Source organism: Paenibacillus thiaminolyticus (assembly GCF_007066085.1).
Classification (GTDB): domain Bacteria; phylum Bacillota; class Bacilli; order Paenibacillales; family Paenibacillaceae; genus Paenibacillus_B; species Paenibacillus_B thiaminolyticus.
On the sequence record NZ_CP041405.1, the window covers coordinates 2,877,533 to 2,895,564 of the forward strand.

At 51.6% G+C, this 18,032-nt stretch carries 17 protein-coding genes; 5 read left to right on the forward strand and 12 right to left on the reverse strand.

Annotation, left to right across the window (positions count from 1 at the left end; genetic code table 11):
- Positions 1 to 24: 24 nt before the first annotated feature.
- The 3 genes from FLT43_RS12965 to FLT43_RS12975 are packed head-to-tail and all read left to right on the forward strand — an operon-like array spanning position 25 to position 2,906.
- Entirely contained in the window at positions 25 to 1,761 is a 1,737-nt protein-coding gene (locus FLT43_RS12965; RefSeq protein ID WP_164776389.1) for an ABC transporter ATP-binding protein, read from the forward strand.
- Between the two features lie 2 nt (positions 1,762 to 1,763).
- Positions 1,764 to 2,303 (forward strand): MauE/DoxX family redox-associated membrane protein, encoded by a 540-nt coding sequence (locus FLT43_RS12970; RefSeq protein WP_087444528.1) that lies wholly within the window; start codon positions 1,764 to 1,766, stop codon positions 2,301 to 2,303.
- Between the two features lie 24 nt (positions 2,304 to 2,327).
- Positions 2,328 to 2,906: a TlpA family protein disulfide reductase gene (locus FLT43_RS12975; RefSeq protein ID WP_087444527.1), complete on the forward strand. Its 579-nt coding sequence runs from the start codon at positions 2,328 to 2,330 to the stop codon at positions 2,904 to 2,906.
- Positions 2,907 to 3,386: 480 nt separating this feature from the next.
- Here the strand turns inward: FLT43_RS12975 and thpD are convergent, their stop codons facing one another.
- The 9 genes from thpD to FLT43_RS13025 form a co-directional block, all read right to left on the reverse strand.
- Positions 3,387 to 4,289 carry an ectoine hydroxylase gene (thpD, locus tag FLT43_RS12985; protein WP_280525910.1) on the reverse strand — a complete coding sequence of 301 codons (903 nt, stop codon included), beginning with the start codon at positions 4,287 to 4,289 and terminating at the stop codon, positions 3,387 to 3,389.
- Between the two features lie 97 nt (positions 4,290 to 4,386).
- Positions 4,387 to 4,770, reverse strand: coding sequence for an ectoine synthase (locus FLT43_RS12990; protein WP_087444524.1), 384 nt, complete (start codon positions 4,768 to 4,770; stop codon positions 4,387 to 4,389).
- A gap of 114 nt (positions 4,771 to 4,884) precedes the next feature.
- Positions 4,885 to 6,168: a diaminobutyrate--2-oxoglutarate transaminase gene (gene ectB / locus FLT43_RS12995; RefSeq protein WP_087444523.1), complete on the reverse strand. Its 1,284-nt coding sequence runs from the start codon at positions 6,166 to 6,168 to the stop codon at positions 4,885 to 4,887.
- Positions 6,165 to 6,710 (reverse strand): diaminobutyrate acetyltransferase, encoded by a 546-nt coding sequence (gene ectA / locus FLT43_RS13000; protein WP_244194346.1) that lies wholly within the window; start codon positions 6,708 to 6,710, stop codon positions 6,165 to 6,167. The genes ectB and ectA overlap by 4 nt, the downstream gene beginning before the upstream one ends.
- A complete protein-coding gene (ehuA, locus tag FLT43_RS13005; RefSeq protein ID WP_087444521.1) occupies positions 6,707 to 7,573 on the reverse strand; it encodes an ectoine/hydroxyectoine ABC transporter ATP-binding protein EhuA in 867 nt (288 codons plus the stop codon). Before ehuA ends, ectA begins: the two co-directional genes overlap by 4 nt.
- Before the next feature lie 16 nt (positions 7,574 to 7,589).
- Entirely contained in the window at positions 7,590 to 8,240 is a 651-nt protein-coding gene (gene ehuD, locus FLT43_RS13010) for an ectoine/hydroxyectoine ABC transporter permease subunit EhuD (protein WP_087444520.1), read from the reverse strand.
- 3 nt (positions 8,241 to 8,243) lie between these two features.
- Positions 8,244 to 8,906, reverse strand: coding sequence for an ectoine/hydroxyectoine ABC transporter permease subunit EhuC (gene ehuC, locus FLT43_RS13015; protein ID WP_087444519.1), 663 nt, complete (start codon positions 8,904 to 8,906; stop codon positions 8,244 to 8,246).
- A gap of 4 nt (positions 8,907 to 8,910) precedes the next feature.
- On the reverse strand, positions 8,911 to 9,810 hold the full coding sequence (gene ehuB, locus FLT43_RS13020; protein ID WP_087444518.1) for an ectoine/hydroxyectoine ABC transporter substrate-binding protein EhuB: 900 nt from the start codon (positions 9,808 to 9,810) through the stop codon (positions 8,911 to 8,913).
- A 336-nt stretch (positions 9,811 to 10,146) separates the two neighbouring features.
- Positions 10,147 to 11,040, reverse strand: a complete 894-nt coding sequence (locus FLT43_RS13025) for a DUF2268 domain-containing putative Zn-dependent protease (RefSeq protein WP_087444517.1) — start codon at positions 11,038 to 11,040, stop codon at positions 10,147 to 10,149.
- Between the two features lie 464 nt (positions 11,041 to 11,504).
- Here FLT43_RS13025 and FLT43_RS13030 point away from each other — a divergent pair, with 464 nt between their 5' ends.
- The gene (locus FLT43_RS13030; protein WP_087444516.1) at positions 11,505 to 11,807 is read left to right on the forward strand and encodes a hypothetical protein; all 303 of its coding nucleotides are present in this window, start codon (positions 11,505 to 11,507) and stop codon (positions 11,805 to 11,807) included.
- Positions 11,808 to 12,660: 853 nt separating this feature from the next.
- Here FLT43_RS13030 and FLT43_RS13035 read toward each other — a convergent pair.
- Positions 12,661 to 13,812: an epoxide hydrolase family protein gene (locus FLT43_RS13035; protein ID WP_087444515.1), complete on the reverse strand. Its 1,152-nt coding sequence runs from the start codon at positions 13,810 to 13,812 to the stop codon at positions 12,661 to 12,663.
- A 242-nt stretch (positions 13,813 to 14,054) separates the two neighbouring features.
- On the opposite strand from FLT43_RS13035, the gene FLT43_RS13040 reads away from it, so the two are divergent.
- Complete coding sequence (locus FLT43_RS13040) at positions 14,055 to 14,615, forward strand: CGNR zinc finger domain-containing protein (protein WP_087444514.1); 561 nt, start codon at positions 14,055 to 14,057, stop codon at positions 14,613 to 14,615.
- Between the two features lie 353 nt (positions 14,616 to 14,968).
- On the opposite strand, the gene FLT43_RS13045 is transcribed toward FLT43_RS13040, so the two are convergent.
- Together FLT43_RS13045 and FLT43_RS13050 are read right to left on the reverse strand one after the other, a co-directional pair.
- Complete coding sequence (locus tag FLT43_RS13045) at positions 14,969 to 15,883, reverse strand: DUF5655 domain-containing protein (protein WP_087444513.1); 915 nt, start codon at positions 15,881 to 15,883, stop codon at positions 14,969 to 14,971.
- 6 nt (positions 15,884 to 15,889) lie between these two features.
- On the reverse strand, positions 15,890 to 17,968 hold the full coding sequence (locus tag FLT43_RS13050) for a DUF4145 domain-containing protein (protein ID WP_087444512.1): 2,079 nt from the start codon (positions 17,966 to 17,968) through the stop codon (positions 15,890 to 15,892).
- Positions 17,969 to 18,032: the final 64 nt, after the last annotated feature.

Consider the following 18,032-nt stretch of genomic DNA (forward strand, 5'->3'; position numbering starts at 1 on the left):
TTTGCCCTTCTTTATATTTGGAGATTGAACAAACCCTATTTTTACGTGTCCATTACGCTTCATCTCGCGCTAGGCTTATTGCCTCTGCTGAGCGTATGGACGATGCAAGAACTCGTGAACGAGGTTATTTTAATCGCTCAACCCGGACATGGATTTGCCACAGCGTTATCGATTTTAAGCTTCCAAATGGTCATCATTCTGTCTGCCTATATTCTTCAATTTTTCTCTCAATTAAATGATCAAAAACTTGAAAATCTGCTCGGACTGGTGCTCAAAAAACAAATATTCCGGAAAATTATGAATCTGCCATACTCCACCTTTGAGGACCCGTCTTTCTATGATCAGAACCAGCGAATTATCAATAGCCACTTCCAAATCGTGTCGATGGTTAAGGCCATCATGTCTTTAGGAAGCACCATTATCACGGTTGTGTCGTTGGTGGGCTACATTACCCATATCCATTGGGGATTGCTTGTCATTATCTTTCTATTTTCGATTCCGATCCTGATGATTCATATCCGTTTTGGCAATAAAAGATATGCGCTCACTCGATTTCTGACTCCCTACCACAGAAGAGAAATGTACATATCCGATCTCCTAAGCCAACGAGATTCCTTGAAAGAAATTCGCCTCTTTGGACTGGGCTCGCATCTGATCGAAAAATGGTCTTCATTCTATAAGCGGAGCGCGCAAGAAAAATACAGTTTATCCAAAAATCAAGGCATATGGGAGCTTGCCGGCAGCATGCTGCTCACGTTGACCTATATTGTGTCCGGTATTCTCATTATCCTGCTGATCTCGGCCAAGAGGATAGAAATAGGGGCGTTCGTGGCGGCCCTGCAATCGATTCAAAATATTCAGTCCAGCTTGACCGAAATTTCCGCTTCACTATCCAATATCTATGAAATCAGTTTGTATATCGAGGATTTCAAATCTTTTCAACAAAAAAAGGAGCTGACAAGTTCACCTTCTCAAATCAAATGCGGCGCCATCAACCAGATCAGCGTACAAAATCTCACGTTTACTTATCCAAATCAAATAGAACCGACCCTCAAAAATATTCATCTGTCTATTAAAAAAGGACAAAAGATAGTCATCATCGGAGAAAACGGCTCCGGCAAGACCTCGCTGATCAAATGCATACTAGGTCTGTATGATACGGGAGAAAATACGATATGCGTCAACCAAATTCCTCTACACAACTATGATATCGCATCCTACCATCAACGGATTGCCGCTTTATTTCAGGATTTCATTGAATATGAATTCAGCGCCCGGGAGAATATCGGCTTTGGCAATCTGAACAACCCAAGTAAGCCCGAAGTGATTGCTGCCGCCAAAAAAACGAAAATTCATGAGCACATATCCAAGCTGCCTGAGCATTATGAGTCACTGCTAGGACGTCATTTTGAAGGAGGGCATGAATTATCCGGGGGGCAATGGCAAAAGCTGGCCTTATCCAGAGCTCTATTCAAAAATAGCGATGTAATCATTCTTGACGAGCCTACCTCATCCATGGACCCGGAATCGGAACTCGATATTATTCATGAATTATTTCAAGGGAACGATGACAAAGCGGTGCTTATCATTACGCATCGTCTTGGCGTCGCCGTGCAGGCGGACTATATTTTGGTGATGAAGGAAGGCCGCATCGTCGAGGAAGGCACTCATCAGGAGCTTTTGCGCCAACAGGGCGAATACCATCGTTTATATCGCGCGCAAACCAAAATTTATAATCAGGAAAGCGGGGTTTTCGTCTAAACATGGCTCTCGTTGTTATGTTCCAAAATGTGCTTGCCTTTTTGTTTGTTTCCACCTTTTTACATAAGACACTGAACTACCGCGAACATATTCGCATCATGAATGCTTATCACCTTGTGCCAGCCCGATTTATCGTTCCGTCTTTTATATTATTTGCCGCGGCCGAGCTTGCGATAGGCCTCACGCTTCTCTTGTCCGGGATCACGCTGTATCATGTGGTGTCCATAGGTTCACTGCTAAGTATTTATACCTTTGCAATCGGTTTCAATTTGATGCGAGGGCATCGGCATATAGATTGCGGATGTGGCGGGATTCTTGAAAATGAACAGCTGAGCTGGGGATTAGTGCTTCGTAATCTTCTTCTCGGTTTTTCGGTTGCAGGTATATGGAAATCCCAATCATTGTACATAGTCGAGATTGCGCTTATCCATAAACTTGAGCTGGTCATGCTCTCGCTCATCCTTTTTTCGTTGCTCTGTCTGTTCAAGGAATTATTCAACATCCGGAAAAAACTTGTTCGCCTCATGAAGATGTTTATCTAAAAACCAACGAGGAAGGAGATTCGAATGACCGATTTTATCCTTATCATCACTTTAGTGCTGGTGCTCATCCAGTTGCTGCTTATATTCATGCTGGCAAGGCTCATTGGCCAATTTCTTGCGAAAATAAAAAGCGTGGGCGGGATTTCGTTAACCGAGCTTCAAATCGGAGAGCAAGTTCCGCTTTTTCGGGAGTGGGGCTCACAGGGGCGCAAAGTGATTCTAAGGGAATTGTTGAGCCACAGAAAAGTGCTGCTTCTCTTTATCAGTACGACATGCCAAACCTGCAAAAGCATATTGCCCGACTTACAAAGAGTGGTTGAAAATTGGGATATACATATCGTCGTTATCAATACGGATAAGCAATCCAATGACGAAGAGATCGGGGCGATGCTCCCTTCCGGCATCGATTATATTCGTTCTGTGGACATTATGGACGCTTATGGGGTAAGCAAAGTTCCCTATGCTTTTCTAGTGAACCAAAACGGAATCCTAGAATCCCATCATTCGTTAATGAGTGCGAACATGCTGTGGAATATGCTAGAGAACGAAACGGCACGTTCCAATGACCAGGTCCCAAGCCCCTTATCGGTTATGAATGAGTAGGGTTAGCGTGGTAAGAAAAACGGCAACAGAAAGAAGCGATTGTCCATCTTGGCAGAGGCCAAATCGCTTCCCTGGTTCATCCATTTTATTCTGGCGAATCTGGCGAAAATAGGCTTGTTCCTAGCAGCCGCATCTTACTTTTGTCGGCCTTGTACACTCTTCTCCCGTATCACGATCAACATAGTACTCCCAGGAGGACACTTTTTGCATAATGCACAGGGCGTCGGAGCGGCAGGAGACAACTCTGCGCGTTAAGATGCAGCGTGCGGCAGCAGGCTGGAATCCTGTCAACTTGCTCAAGAAATTTCTCACTCTCATTACCTCCATTACTAATATTTTATTTCATACACATTATATACCTTTTATATTATAAAATCCATATTTGGTTTTATTATCAAGCATGAGGCACCCAATGCTGGACGTAAGGTAAAAGAAGACCCATCCGCGATGGGTCTTCTCTCTTTTGATCACTGTCTTCTGCTAGGATGAACGGGCCGCAATAAAGTCAGGTCTTGGCGGCTTGCCTGAGTACGGCGGTTCAAGCGGATTCTCGACACTGTTATAGACGATGAATACATTGCTGCGCGGGAACGGCGTAATATTGCTGTTCGAGCCATGCATCACATTGCAGTCGAACAATAGAATGGAGCCGGCCTTGCCCGTAGGCGCCACAATGCCGCCTTGATTGGCCAGATAGATGAGACTCTCCTGATCGGGAATGCCGTATTCCTGGCGGCGCAGCGATGACTTATAATGATCGTCCGGCGTGGCCCCGATACAAGAGACGAACATGCGGTGCGATCCGGGGATGACCATTAACGGACCGTTGTTCGCATTGTTCTCTTCCAGCGCAATGGAGCAGCTCAATGCCCTCATGCGCGGCATGCCGTCTTCCACATGCCATGTCTCGAAGTCGGAATGCCAGTAGAACTCTTTGCCTGTAAAGCCTTGCTTGAAATTAATGCGCGATTGATGCACATAGACTTGGCTGCCGAGAATCTGCTGCACGATCGGCAGGATTCTCGGGTGGTTCGCCAGCTGCCGGAATAGGCCCTCCCGATGCACGGCAAAAATCGAGCGTATCTCGTCGCTGCCCGGCTCCCGAATCACTTCCGGCTTCGCGCTGTCCTTATGATCCTGGAACAAGCGGAGCAGCTCCCGCCTCCATACCTGCACTTCTTCCTCGCTGAAGAACGAATCGAGGAACAAGTATCCGTCCGCTTCGTAAGAAGCAAGCTGATCGGCTGTTATCTCCGTCTGCCCGATCGTATGGTTGTAGACAACCGGATCAGGGCGCTTTAACAATAAGGTCTCCGTATTCACTCTGGACGGATACATATCCGGCGTTCTTGCAGCCTCCTGCGCTTGGCTTTGTCCTCTCAATATGATCATGCTCCTTCCGTGAAAAAGTATGGCGGTTCGCGTTCCCGCTTTTTACGTCAGTCGTCATACCCTTGTCTTCGTCCGCCTGCACCCGCGCTTAGACTTCTAACGGATATGTGCCTTCCGCATCATGCACCTCATTGCCCGTGCAAGGCGGGTTGAATACGCACAGCATGCGCATCTGGCTTTTCCCTCTCAGCAGATGCTTCTCATGACCATCGAGCACATATAACGTCCCCGGTTGAATCGGATAGACAACTCCGCTCTCGACGACCTCGATTTCCCCTTCACCTTCGATGCAGTAGACTGCCTCCACATGATGTTTGTACCAGATTTCGGTCTCCGTGCCTGCCTTGATCAGCGTATCATGCAAGGAAAAACCGACTCCGTCCTTCTTCAGCAGCAATCTGCGGCTGTTCCATGTCTCTGCCTTCACATCATGTTCCGTGCCAAGAATATCAGACAATTGCTTGACGATCATCGTAGATTCCTCCTATTTGTTCGTGTTCTCCTTAATTTCGCGTTCCCCACAATATCGTGTTCTCAACAATATCGTGTTCTCCAACATTTCACCGTGTGCCGATATGACGGCATGCTACAGCTCTTCCGCCATTTCCTTCATGCATGTTCGCAAAATATCCAAGCCTGCAAGCAGACCCGTGTCATCGATCGTGAGCGGCGGCATAATCTTCGCCACTTCGCTGTCTGTACCCGATGTCTCCATGATGAGCCCCTTCGCGAAGGCTCTGGCGCAGAGCCGCTCCGCCATGCCCGGGATGCCGAAGGCAATCCCCTGCATCAATCCTCGGCCTCTCGCCGTTCCTTGTAGTTCAGGATATTGTGCGACTAGCTCTTCCAAGCAAGAGCGAATCATCTTTCCTTTGGCCATAATTGCTTGCGTAAAGCGTTCATCATTCCAATAATCGAGTGCCTCAGCCGCGGTGATGAATGCCAAATTATTGCCCCTGAACGTGCCGTTGTGCTCGCCAGGCTCCCAAATATCCAAATCGGGGCGGATTAACGTAAGCGCCATCGGCAGTCCATATCCGCCGATCGATTTGGACAGACAGACGATGTCCGGCGTAATGCCCGCCCGCTCGAAGCTGAAGAAGGTCCCTGTGCGGCCGCATCCCATCTGCACATCGTCCACGATGAGCACAATCTCGTGGCTGCGGCACACCCGCTCCAGCCGCTGCAGCCATTCATTGCTCGCCTCGTTAATCCCGCCTTCACCCTGAATGGTCTCGACGATGATGGCGGCCGGCCGCGACACCCCGCTGCCGCTGTCATTCATATAGCATTCCATATAATCGAGCGTATCGATATCCGATCCCAGATACCCGTCATACGGCATCGTGACCGTGTGATGAAGCGGTATGCCCGCCCCTTGCCGCTTGAACTTGTTGCCCGTGACGGATAAGGCGCCCAGCGTCATGCCGTGAAAGGCGTTCGTGAAGCTGAAGACGGTTGATCTCCCCGTTACCTTGCGCGCCAGCTTCAAGGCGCTCTCCACCGTGTTCGCGCCTGTCGGCCCGGGGAACATCACCTTGTAAGCCAATCCTCGCGGCTCCAAGATGACCCGATGGAATTTCTTCAGAAATTGTTCCTTCGCCTTCGTGGCCATGTCCAAGCTATGCGTGACGCCGTCTTGCTGAATATAGTCCAGCAGCTTCCGCTTCATCGTCCGATTGTTATGCCCGTAGTTGAGTGCGCCGGCTCCGGCGAAGAAATCGATATACTCCCGATTGTCCGCATCCCACAGCTTATAGCCTTGCGCCTTCGTAAATACGGTCGGGAACGACCTGCAGTAGCTTCGAACCTCGGACTCCAACGATTCGAATACTTGCAACGATGTTGTTCTTCCATCCAATACCTTCATGTCACCGTCTCCATTCTATCGTGTATATTGTGGCGCAATGGCCCTATGCGGATCAGCTTCTCGGTCTCATGCGCTCCTTCCGGAAATAGCTGAGAGGAGAACCCCTCCTTCGTCACGAGCGCGCTCTTCCATGTCTTCGCCATCTTGGCGAACAGGCGCTGGGATGCCTTGTTGCTTGGCGCGATCGTCGTCTCCATGTATCGCACCCGATCCCGGCATGCCGCCTCGTACAATGTGCGCAGCAGCGCTTCGGCGATCCCTCGGCCTCGATAGCCCGCACGCACCGCGATTTGCCAGACGAACACCGTGTCCGGCATCTCCGGCGGCCGAAGCGCGGATACGAAGCCGATAATATTCCGATTGTGCTCAGCCACGATGCAGGTGTCGGCGAAATATTCGCACAGCATGATATAACAATAGGCCGAGTTGACATCGAGCGTGCCGCTCTCTGTCACCAGCTTCCATATGTCCGTTCCATCGCCATTCCGCGCGTTGCGGATCGTGCAGGGCAAGGATTGCGTGACGTTGACATCCATGCTCATCGTCCCCCCTCTTCTGCAGATGGTGAAGCTTGCTGAACTCCTCCCATATACCACGTCTGCCTGAACCGGCTCAAAAAGGCTTGCAGGCGCGGGCTTTGCGGGTTCTCGAATATGTGCTCCGGCGTTCCCTGTTCGACGATGGAGCCGCCATCTGTAAACAGGATCCGATCGGCAATCTCCCTGGCAAAATCCATTTCATGCGTGATGAGCATCATCGCCATGTCGCCTTCGGCTGCCAAGTCCTTGATGACCGTAAGCACCTCGCCGACCAGCTCCGGATCGAGCGCGGAGGTCGCTTCGTCGAAGAGCATCACCTTCGGACGCATGACTACGGCTCTGGCAATGGCCACGCGCTGCTTCTGCCCGCCGGACAAGCGTGCAGGGTATTCCTTCACCTTGTCTTCCAGTCCAACCTTAGCCAGCATCTCCATAGCGCGCGCTTCGGCTTCCTGCTTGTTCCATCCCAACACGTGCACCGGCGCTTCCGTCACATTGCGCAAAATGGTCATATGCGGAAAAAGGTGAAAGTGCTGAAAGACCATGCCGATCTTGCTGCGTACGTTGTGCAGATGTTTTTCCTTCGCCGCTACAAGCTTGCCCTTCACTTCTTGGTGCCATAGCCACTCCCCGTCGACTTGAATCGTTCCCGAGGTGGGCCGCTCCAATGTCATGAGAATGCGGGCCAACGTCGTCTTGCCGGATCCGCTCGGGCCGATGACGGCAACCTTTTCCCCCGGATAAATGGATAGATTGATATCTTGCAGCACCCTCACAGAACCGTACGACTTGCATATATTCCGATACATGACGATCGGATCGTGTGCCGCTTGCGAGGCCAGCGGCCTGCATTGGACGCTCTCCATCTTCGCTCTCCCCCCCTTATTTGGACTGAAATCTCTTCTCCAATCTGCTGACAAGCAGAGAGGAAGGATAACTAAGCAGCAGAAATAATAACCCGACCATCGTAAAGGCTTCCAGATAGCGGAATGAGCCTGAACCTATCGCTTTGGCCGTTTGCAGCAATTCGACAAGCGTGATCGCCGATAAGACGGGAGTTTCCTTGAACATCGTAATCAAATAGTTGCCCATGACGGGAATGATTGGCGGTATCGCCTGGGGAAGGATGATGTTCGTCCATGAATGCCGCCTGCCGAAGTTAAGCGCCTTAGCCGCTTCCCATTGACCGGCGGGCACCGCCTCAATCCCCGATCGAAATACTTCGGATAGATAAGCGCTATAATGCAAGCCCAATCCGATGACTCCGGTGACAAACGGAGAAAATGAGATACCGTAAAGCGGTAATGCATAAAAGAGTACGAACAACTGAACGAGCAGCGGAGTGCTGCGGATGAATTCCATCCACGCATTCGCAAGCACAGATACGGCTCGATATCGGGATCGGCGAGCAAGCGCCAATGGCAACCCAAGCATGCATGCCGCCGCAAATCCGAGCAGTGTCGCTCCGATCGTAATCGGGAGCACCTGCAGCAGCTGAGGGAGAATCTCCAATGCGTAGTCCCAACTCCACATACGCTACACCCTCCCCTTCACGGCCCTGCGCTCCACCCATCGAATGCCGAGCGTCAAGGAGTAGGCCATGATGAAATAAAGCAGGAGCAGTAAGGCAAAAATCTGCGGCGTACTGGAGTTGTCAAAGGAGCGTAATACCATGCCTTGGTAGGTCAAATCCATCAAGGTGATGAAGTACACAAGCGATGTTCCCTTCAGCAGCTCGATGAGCAGATTGCCGAACGAAGGCAGCATGAGCGCCATCGCTTGCGGCAATACGATTCTTCGCATCCGCAGCCACGGACTCATATTGAGCGCAACAGCCGCTTCGTACTGCCCCTTGGGCACGGACAGGATCGACCCCCGCACCACTTCAGAGCCATAAGCGCCGTAGTTCAAGCCAAGCGCGAGCACGGCTGCGGCCATCGCCGACATGCGGATGTCGAGCAGCATGGGCAGCGCAAAATATAACCAGAACAACTGAACCAGCAAAGAAGTGCCTCGAAAGACCTCTACGTAAACCGCGCTGACAAAGCGGATGATGCGGTACTTGGACAGACGAGCCAATCCCGCTATAAAAGCGCAGAAGAAAGCGAGCATCATGGAGAAGCATACAATTTGCAGCGTGACCCACGCTCCTTGCAGCAGCGCAGGCACATATTCAAGTATTGCGGAAGCGCTCTTCATGGCTTCACTCTTGCGACAGCCGTTCAGCCGTCATATCTCCAGGCAGCTCCTGCTCCGTGAACCCGAACGGCCTCAATAGTTCAAGCAGCTCGCCCGATTGCTTCAACGCTTCCAGCTCTTGATTGAATGCTTCCCGGAAGGCGGTATCTTCCTTGCGGAACGCCGCCGCTCCATACCCTCTTACGCTTGTGCCGTCTATCTCCGGCTGCTGGAAGTCCATGACTCGCTCCAATTGATCGTCCTTCGTCGAGTCAAGCATCGCCTGCAAGGATGGTCCCGTCATCGTCACCGCATCCACGCGCCCCGCCTGCAAAGCCGAGATAGCCGACGGTTGATCCGGCACCGTTACGATTTGTTCCTTCGCGACACCTGATTTCGCTAAATATTCAAGCTCGATGGCACCCACCATGACGGCGACTGTGACATCCTTGTTGCCAGCAATATCCTCGTAGCTGCGCAGATGGGACGGATTCCCCTTCTTGACCGCGAGCGCCTCGCCAATGCTGTATTCGGGGTTGGCGAAGGCTACTTCCTTGCTCCGCTCCGGATTGATGAACATTCCTGCCGTGATGATGTCGAAGCGCTTCGCCTTCAATCCCGGAATGAGAGAACCGAATTCCGTCAGGACGCCGTTCATCTCCTCGATGCCCATCCGCTTCAACACTTCCCGGGCTACCTCCACGGCCTCGCCCGTCAGTTGGCCATCCGGCGTGGCATAAGCATACGGCTTTTCATTCGCGAAGCCCACGGTAACGTATCCTTCCCGCCTCGCTTTGTCGAGCGCCGTCTCCTGGGGCGATGTCCCGCCGCCGGCTTCGGTCTGGCTGCCGCCGCTCTTCGGCGCACAGCTTACCAGCATAATGGCCAGCGCGCAGCATAATGCATACGAATACCATTTCTTCATCCGACAACTCCTTTTCCCTTTTTTTGGGGCCCTATTTAAGGGTAACATGTTCCTTCCGGTATCTCACCCTTGATATTCCCACTTAATTCCTCCTCAGCCCTCCTGACCTTGGAACAGGGGAGATTAGAGGAGGGATCCAAAAAATCCCTCCCATATCCTTCCCTATAGGGCATGATATGAATTTTAAAAAGCTGTTATCGGAAGAGAAAATAAATAAAAAACCTCGCCAGAAAATAGTTCATTCAATAAATTTGCCGTAAATGAGCGTTTTTCGCTTATATTAGACAAATTTAGACTTTCGTGCACTTGCAAAATAAAAAATGCGGGAATGCGGCCTCAGAAGAGACCGGATTCCCGGACAATATCCCAGCTGTCCAGCGTCGTCGCTTCTGCGGCGGTCATGCCGGTCCGAGCCAGGAATGACTGGACGGCCCGGTATCCGACGGCATAGCCGGAGCATGACGACAGGCCCACCGGCGGGAAGCCTTGCGCCTGCGCGATCTCGTCGCCGTACATATAGGCGGCCACTTCGGCGAATCCCTTCATCGTGAGCCGTTCCCCAATCACCTCGATGGAGTAAGCAAGATCCTCTTCGTCGAACGAGGTGACCCATGGCCCGAGCTTCTCCTCCCCGTACATCTCCTTGGCGAACGATTCGGCCAATCCTTCGATGACGAGGTATTCGCCGAGCGTCACATTGCCATGATCCCAATCGGTGTAAGAGAAGCGGAGATTGTGGTGGAATTCATGAGCCAGGATCGACGGCAGCCGAGGCAGATTATATTCTGTCGGGTACACGATAATCTGGATATACCCGGGGATGCCGCCGAACCCGGTGTAGCTGCGCTGCAGGCGAAGCTTGTCCGGATCGGCGAGGAAGAAGCCGCACAGGATCTCGTCCGCCTTCACCTTCAGCCCGAAGCGGCCGGCATAGGCGGCGCACTGCGCCAGCACTTGCTGCGCCTTCTCCGGCCAGCCCTGCTCCCGCAGCCTCTTCACCGCAGGCTGCCCGAGGTCATCCCGCCCGGCATCGAGGCAGCCGAGCATCCCGGCCGCCATCACGACATCATATCCGCCGGGCTGCGCCGCCTGGAGCGGCACCTGTATCGTCGTCCACATCGGCTCAAACGGCTTCATCAGCTCATAACGGAACAGCTGCTCCCGCTTTCCTGCGGGTTGAGCATACATTCGTTCATACGTGGCCATCGTATCGATGACGTTAATTTTCATGGTGATTCCCTCCTGTTATGTCGCGCCGTTGACGCTCGGGCTGTGCGTCTGTAGCTCTGGCTGCGCATCTGTAGCTCTGGCTGCGCATCTGTAGCTCTGGCTGCGCATCTGTAGCTCTGATTACGCATCTGTAGCTCGGACTGCGCATCTGTAGCTCGGGCTGCGCATCTGTAGCTCGGGCTGCGCATCTGTAGCTCTGCTGCGAATCTGTAGCTCTGCTGCGAATCTGTAGCTCGGGCTGCGCATCACTGCGATGAATTGGCGTCTCCTATGCAGTGTACGGGGTGACGCAGCGAGAGGGTCAAGCCGGACATGCAGAATGGAGGGAAGCGATGGCCTGGATGGTATATAATGAGGAGTAGAATGAAGGAGGCCTGTTCCGCAGCCGGCATCATTCCATTCTTAAGGAAGATGCTTGGGATACGGCCTGCGCCGGCACCTCGGAGGATTAAGGATGGTGTATGATGGCCTTCGGCATATCCCGCACGGAGCTTGACAAGTGGAAGCGTCGCGTTGCCCGCGGGGAAATCGCTTATTTGACGCATTATTGGCAGGATGAACGCTTTCCGGGAATCACGACTGTCACCAAGGTCGGCTGTGCCGATATGGCCCGCTTGACCGCCTGGTGCATAGAGCATGGTCTGAATCCTCGCTATATCCATGCCCGCCGCCCCTTTCCCCACTTCGATCTCATCGGCTCGCGCCAGCGGGAGATTCTGCGGCAGGAGCAGCAATGGGATCAGCTCGAACGATTCCGGCTGACATAGAACAAGCCGGGCGCCTCATGCGCCCCGCTTCAGACTGTCGGCAAAGTCCTGTCGACAGTCTTTTTTCTTATGAAGGGCGGGGCAGGGAAAGGCAGGCCAGGTTGGGCAAGCTGCTCCTTAGGTTAGGGCACACTGCTCCACATGAAAAATGCTGCACCAGCGCAGCATTTTTAATCTCAAAAGGCTAAATTCCGAGAAAATCCTGTAAAATTACATCATTTCGCCACTTTGAACGCTATCTATACCTTGCCGCAGGGGAATTGATGTACTTTTGCAGCAATCCTATTTTCGCATACTCGTGTCAATGAAATTGCTGCATTCTTGCAGTATTGGCGGAGCAGGCTGCGTCAATCCGCGTATTGGCGGAGCAGACTGCGTCAATCTGCGTATTGGCAGAGCAGACTGCGTCAATCTGCGCGTATTGGCAGAGCAGACTGCGTCAATCTGCGTATTGGCAGAGCAGACTGCGTCAATCTGCGTATTGGCGGAGCAGACTGCATCGTCAATCCGCGGCAATCGCTCGACCGATGATGGCGCCTGCTCGCGGACCGCTTTCCCTCCAGGCCTCAATTGTTACGGCCCGGAGGGAAAGCGGTGATCTGGAGGCTCGGATTCTGAATCAGCCTGTAAAGCTTGTCCGTTCCGGGCCAGATGTACCGGGAGCAAAGATGCAGCAAAGCGCAATCGTCGACGATACGTTCGGGCTGAATATGTTGAAGAGGCGGATCATCTTCACCATACCGAAGAAAACAAACAGAAGTAAGCGCAACGGAAAGAAACAAGTGAGCGGGTTTTTGCTGATTTATAGGAGAAGCGTGGTATGCGGCGGACGACATCGCCTAATCGCTTCCGGCTATCGAATTCCGGCAAAAAAGGATCGAATCTGACCTGCAACCCGTTCCGGCTCCTCCAGCGCCACAAAATGCCCGCCTGCATGCAGCTCCTCCCATTGCCGGATGTTCGGGAACAGCCGCTCCACATATTCCCGCGGCGGACGCTCATGCGGCTGAGTGGCCGTCAAGGCCACCCCGTGCGGCACGAGGCATACATCCTCCGGCCCCGGCCATTGGATATGCTTGCCTTCGTAATAATACCGGTTCGCGGCGTTGATCGTCTTCGTGAACCAGTAAATCGACACATTGGCCAGCAGATCTTCCTTGCTGAAATGCCGCAGCAGATCGCCGCTTGCCGGCCCCGTCCAGTAATGCCATTTCTCCAAAATGAATGCAGCCAAGCCTGCCGGGGAATCGTGCAGCGCATAGGCGGATGTCTGAGGCTTCGTCCCCAGGATATGGGCATAGCCTCCTTCTTCTCTGTACCACTGCGCGGAACAGGCGAGAAAGACCTGCTCTGCTTCGGAGAGCTGTGCATCCTTCGTCAGAAAGGGACTCGGGTTGCCCGGGGATGTCGTGTGGTACCCGATCACGCGTTCCGGGTGATCCAGGCACAGCAAGCCAAGCACGCTCGCCCCCAAGTCATAGCCATGCGCGCCAAACCGCTCGTACCCCAATCCGTGCATCAGCTTGACCAGCAAATCCGCTGCTTGCCGATCCTCGAACCCGGGTTCCCGTGGAATGCCGGAAAATCCATGTCCCGGAATGGACGGAAGGATGACATCGAAGGAAAGCGCCGCATCTCCGCCATATCGGTCCGGATGGGCAAGATAGGGAATCAGGTCGATCATTTCGTAGAAGGTGCTTGGCCAGCCATGCGGGATCACGATCGGAATCGGATTCGGCCCGCTCCCTTTTGCATAGATAAAGTGAATATCCATGCCGTCAATCGTCGCGATGTAGTTCGAGAAGGAATTGATGCGCCGTTCCACTGCGCGCCAATCGAATTCCTCCTTCCAGTACGCGATCATGTCCTTCATGAAGGAGAGGGGAATTCCGTAATCCCAATTCGCCCCGGGAATTTCGTCGGGCCACCGTGTCTGATGCAATCTTCGCTTCAACTCTTGAATCTCATCCTCGTGAATATGCACCGTGAAAGGCGTCATTTTCATAACACATGCTCCTTAGACTGAGATAGATGCGGGTGAATATTCAACGTATGATGCCGGGATGATGCCCTGGCAAAGAGGGCTGCCGAGAGGTAGGATAGAGGGCACCCATCTGGTAAACTAAATAGCGAAAGAGACGATTACATCTGAAAATAACCATTAAAACATTTTAAACAATTAACTAACCTGTAAATTGATTTTACTGGTTAAAAAGATACCTGTCAATAGAAGGAAGTGTTGCTGCGATGACAGCGGAATACGATCTGCTTGCCCTAATGGCCGATTTTTTCAATACACATGATAGACGGATGCGGTATGAGGGAGATCCCGGGATCGAGCATTGGTCTGAGCCGCGCCGCTTATATGAATGGTTGCTGCGGCATCAATTGATTGCCCCTTCCGATACGGTCTCGGAGGAGGATCTGCAATTGGCGCGGACGCTCCGGGATGAATTGCGGAGAACCATTGTGAACAACAATCATTATGGTCCAGTACAGTGGGATAAGCTGCATGAACTGATGAGCCTGTTCCCCTTCAGGATCGTGTTCGAGGAGCAGTCGGCACAGTTGATCCCGCTTCAGGCGAATGGCCGTAAGGGGCTAGCCAACATCCTGGCGCAGATGTTCGATCTGAGACAGGCGAACCTGTGGCATCGCCTTCGCGTATGCACGGCCAAGGACTGCCAGTGGGTCTTCGTCGATCGCTCCCGGCCGGGAACGGGCAGATGGTGTTCCATGAAGGCTTGCGGCAATCGGGCGAAGAATAAGACATTTCGGGAGAAAAGGAAGTCGGAGGACGGGAGGTGAGCAGCACGCCTCTAACCTTCCTTTAGCTGCAGCTCATATTTACATTCCCTAGAACAAAATCATGCTAATTTTAAATTGATTCCTCTAAATGATCACACCTAGGCTTTATGAAGGCCTCTATTCTCACTGTCTGAGAGTAAAGTAATAATAGAATATCCGTTCCGCCGAGTACTAAATAACTCGCCCACGGCCCAATTTCCGACATCGCTTCTGAGAGACCAACAAGCGCTAAGTCTTGGACGCGTGGACCTCGTTGCTGCACATACATCTAGCCTCATCCGTCAGCCTATCTGAAGTGATCGAAAAATAGAGAGTCCAATTGGATGAACTCCCTGGCATGTAGAACATCTGCTTCAGCTTATCTCATAGCTGCGGTGAATCAATGCTTTCGATCGCTCCAGTTGATCGTCATTGGCGATTGTAATTTCTAAATCTCCCGTGCCGTAATGGCCAATTTGGCGCACATCTCTCGTAAAAGATGGTTCCAGTTCTATCGTATCGGGATTGACCTTCACATATACGGAGATGCATTTGGTCTGCGGGTGAATCTCGACACATGCAAAGTTTTTTATCCGTTTGAACGCAAAGTAATGCTTTAGCGTGTTCATTTGCACATCGTCTCCAAGCGCTATCATAAAGGCACGCAACGCTTCAAACCGATCCGTCAGTTCCTCGCTTGCTTGGGCAAGGTAATCGGAGACTGTCTTGGATGAAGACGGGGTCTTGGCTTTCAGGAGTTCACCGTCTTCCGTTTCCAAATGAGCCGTTGTTGCATTTACCAAATCGAGCAGTAGCAGTTCATCACCATAACGTTTATATGTATATAATTCAATATTGCGGTTAATCTGCTGTACAGCATGTTCATCGTACTTGGTAAATCCTCCAGCTACACAAAGGAGTCTTGGAGCGCTCCAATCGACGGATTGGGCTATCTCATGGCCCAAACGATTCATGACCAGTACCATGAAGTCCGCCTGATGGTCCATCAGCCAATCCAGATAATACAAGCCTTGGTTGATTACATTTTCATTCGTCGATCGCTTGTATTCAATAATAGCCGGCGAATTATTCTCATCAATGCCGAGCGTGTCGATTCTTCCCCGATGCTTCTTGCCCGTAGAATATTCAGAAGCCAGGAATCGAATGCCCAACAACGCCTCCAAGTTTCGCTCCATCAAGGTTTGCAATGATTTTTCTACCGTTACTGTATATCCGCTTAACTCTTCTACTCCATTGCCTACGAGCCGAAATAATTTCATGTCTCCCATCGAGCATCAGGTTCCTTTCCGCCGGTCAAAATACCAGCACAGCCGGTACTCGCAAATCTCCTTTGTCCACGCATATAATCGTTTCTGATCCATTTCTTTAGTCAGAATGCGTATCTCGAAACCGCCATCTGAAATGCGAATCAGCTTGTTCCCCTTCGCCCAGTGGGTCATCGGCATACGAGCAATAAGTGGGGCCGTACGTTCTGCCGGAGCGTCCCATAGCTTCTGTGTTTCGTTATCCGAGAAGTCAATCTGTTTGCGTTCTGTGTCGCTCATATAATACCCATAAAAGAATGGGGCAGCTTCTTCAGCAGTAATCGGCTTCATCCAGACGCCTTCGCCTCGTTCAAGCATTGCAAGCAGCAGTACCATCTTATAGCTCTTTCGGATAATTGTACTTTCTACTTCTTTTAGCCAATCTGCATGTCTCCTTGCCGTTCCGGCTTCTTCCTTGGTGAGCTCACCTGCTTGCAGCAAGAACGTATAATAGGAATCGAATAACTGCCGATATTCTTGACTATCCGCCTTCCCAAGTCGATGCAGTTCCATGTAAGTAGGTCGGCGATCCAACCGCTTTTTGAGTTCGCGATAGGCGCCCACTGCATGCTCTTTTCGTTTTCCTGATCCAATTAGGCGTTTCTCTTCCGCAATTGCATCCTCCAATTGATTGACGAAACGATCAATTGTCTTTGGTCCGACACCGCTTATCTTCTCCGTCAAATTCGAAAGATCTTCTGGAAGCTCATGAATCGCCGTTACGTTGCATTCATCCTTCAGATATTGCACCAAGCTCGCACAACCATGAATAGGCAGGTCATCAAGACCCATGTCTATCATTGACGCTGGAAAGATCAGTTCCTTGTTGAGAAAGGACTTCCGTAATTCGGTTCTTTCTTCGTTGACGGTCTCTAAGTCTTGAGCAGATTGCGTTGTTTGTGCACGTATAGATTCTCCTTGAGATGGTGGTACGTTATGCATTTTCGATTGCCCTTGCCAGGCACGTTCCTCACACGTTACCGCATGCTCTGTTGTGCCAGCTGTCTCAGATGATACAACATCTGCACTGACTTCCTGCGTAACCGCTACGTCCTTATCGCTTCCCTCTTCATCCGGGATGCTGACCCAGCGTAATTGGCTCGGGTCTTTCCCCATCATGAACCAGGCAGGCTTCCGCTTCGTCGACTGACTGCCGTTCTTGGCATACTTGAAAAAGATCCCCTCCGGCTTGAGAGAGAACAAGACCTCCTTCAGCTCCCAACCGCCAACGATCCACAACGCCCCGCCATTAGACCGCTTGTCGACCACCGTCAGTCCTTGATGGGAGAGGTAATCGCCAACTTCTACCGACTCCCCCGCTTCCGGGACTGGAGGTGGCTCTGAAGCCAATTCCTCTGGCGTAGCTGCATCCACGCTCTTAACAACAGCATTCATATCCTGCGGCGACATCCCCACGGAAGCCACCATGTTCGCAACCTCTTCCCCGGGTGACGATGCTCCTGTAGAGACAGAAGCATTCATCACTGCCACTTGGCTAATTGTCGCACGTAGATGCTTAAACTGCTCGGTAATTGTGGGCAAAATTTTTGCTTCCAACTGTGCGCTCAATAACTGCTCTAGCTGCTCACTCGCTTCGAGCTTTGGCTGTACCTGTGTGTTCGCCGGGCTCAAAGGCATGGTTGGCATGATATAAGTCGGAAGTTCAATCTCTAGCGGCCCATACGATTCCACGTACCATAAAGCTAGCATGAATAAATGCCGATGTGCGGTTAAGGCCAGATCCGGCGGTACGGGCTTCACATCATGGGCAGCCATGTTCCCATTCCTACGTAACCAATCGAAGCTCTCTTTGATCTCATCCGATATGATATCTTTGCGGGCTAATAACTGTACACGTTCGCTCGGCTTTATAAAATAAACGGGCTCAACCTTCTCCTGCTTAGACACCATCGTCGCCATTTCCTCACTAAACAATCTGCCCTGGGTTAGGGTCGCGCGCGGGTTGCTCCACACATCCGCCTCTGCTTGTACTGCTACGGCATAGAGCTCCTCGTTCACCTCACCCAAAAATGCAAATATAGATGCCATAGGGAGTTGTGTGTCCTCCTCTCTTATAAATTTATGAGATGATCATGTATTCATATATATAAAA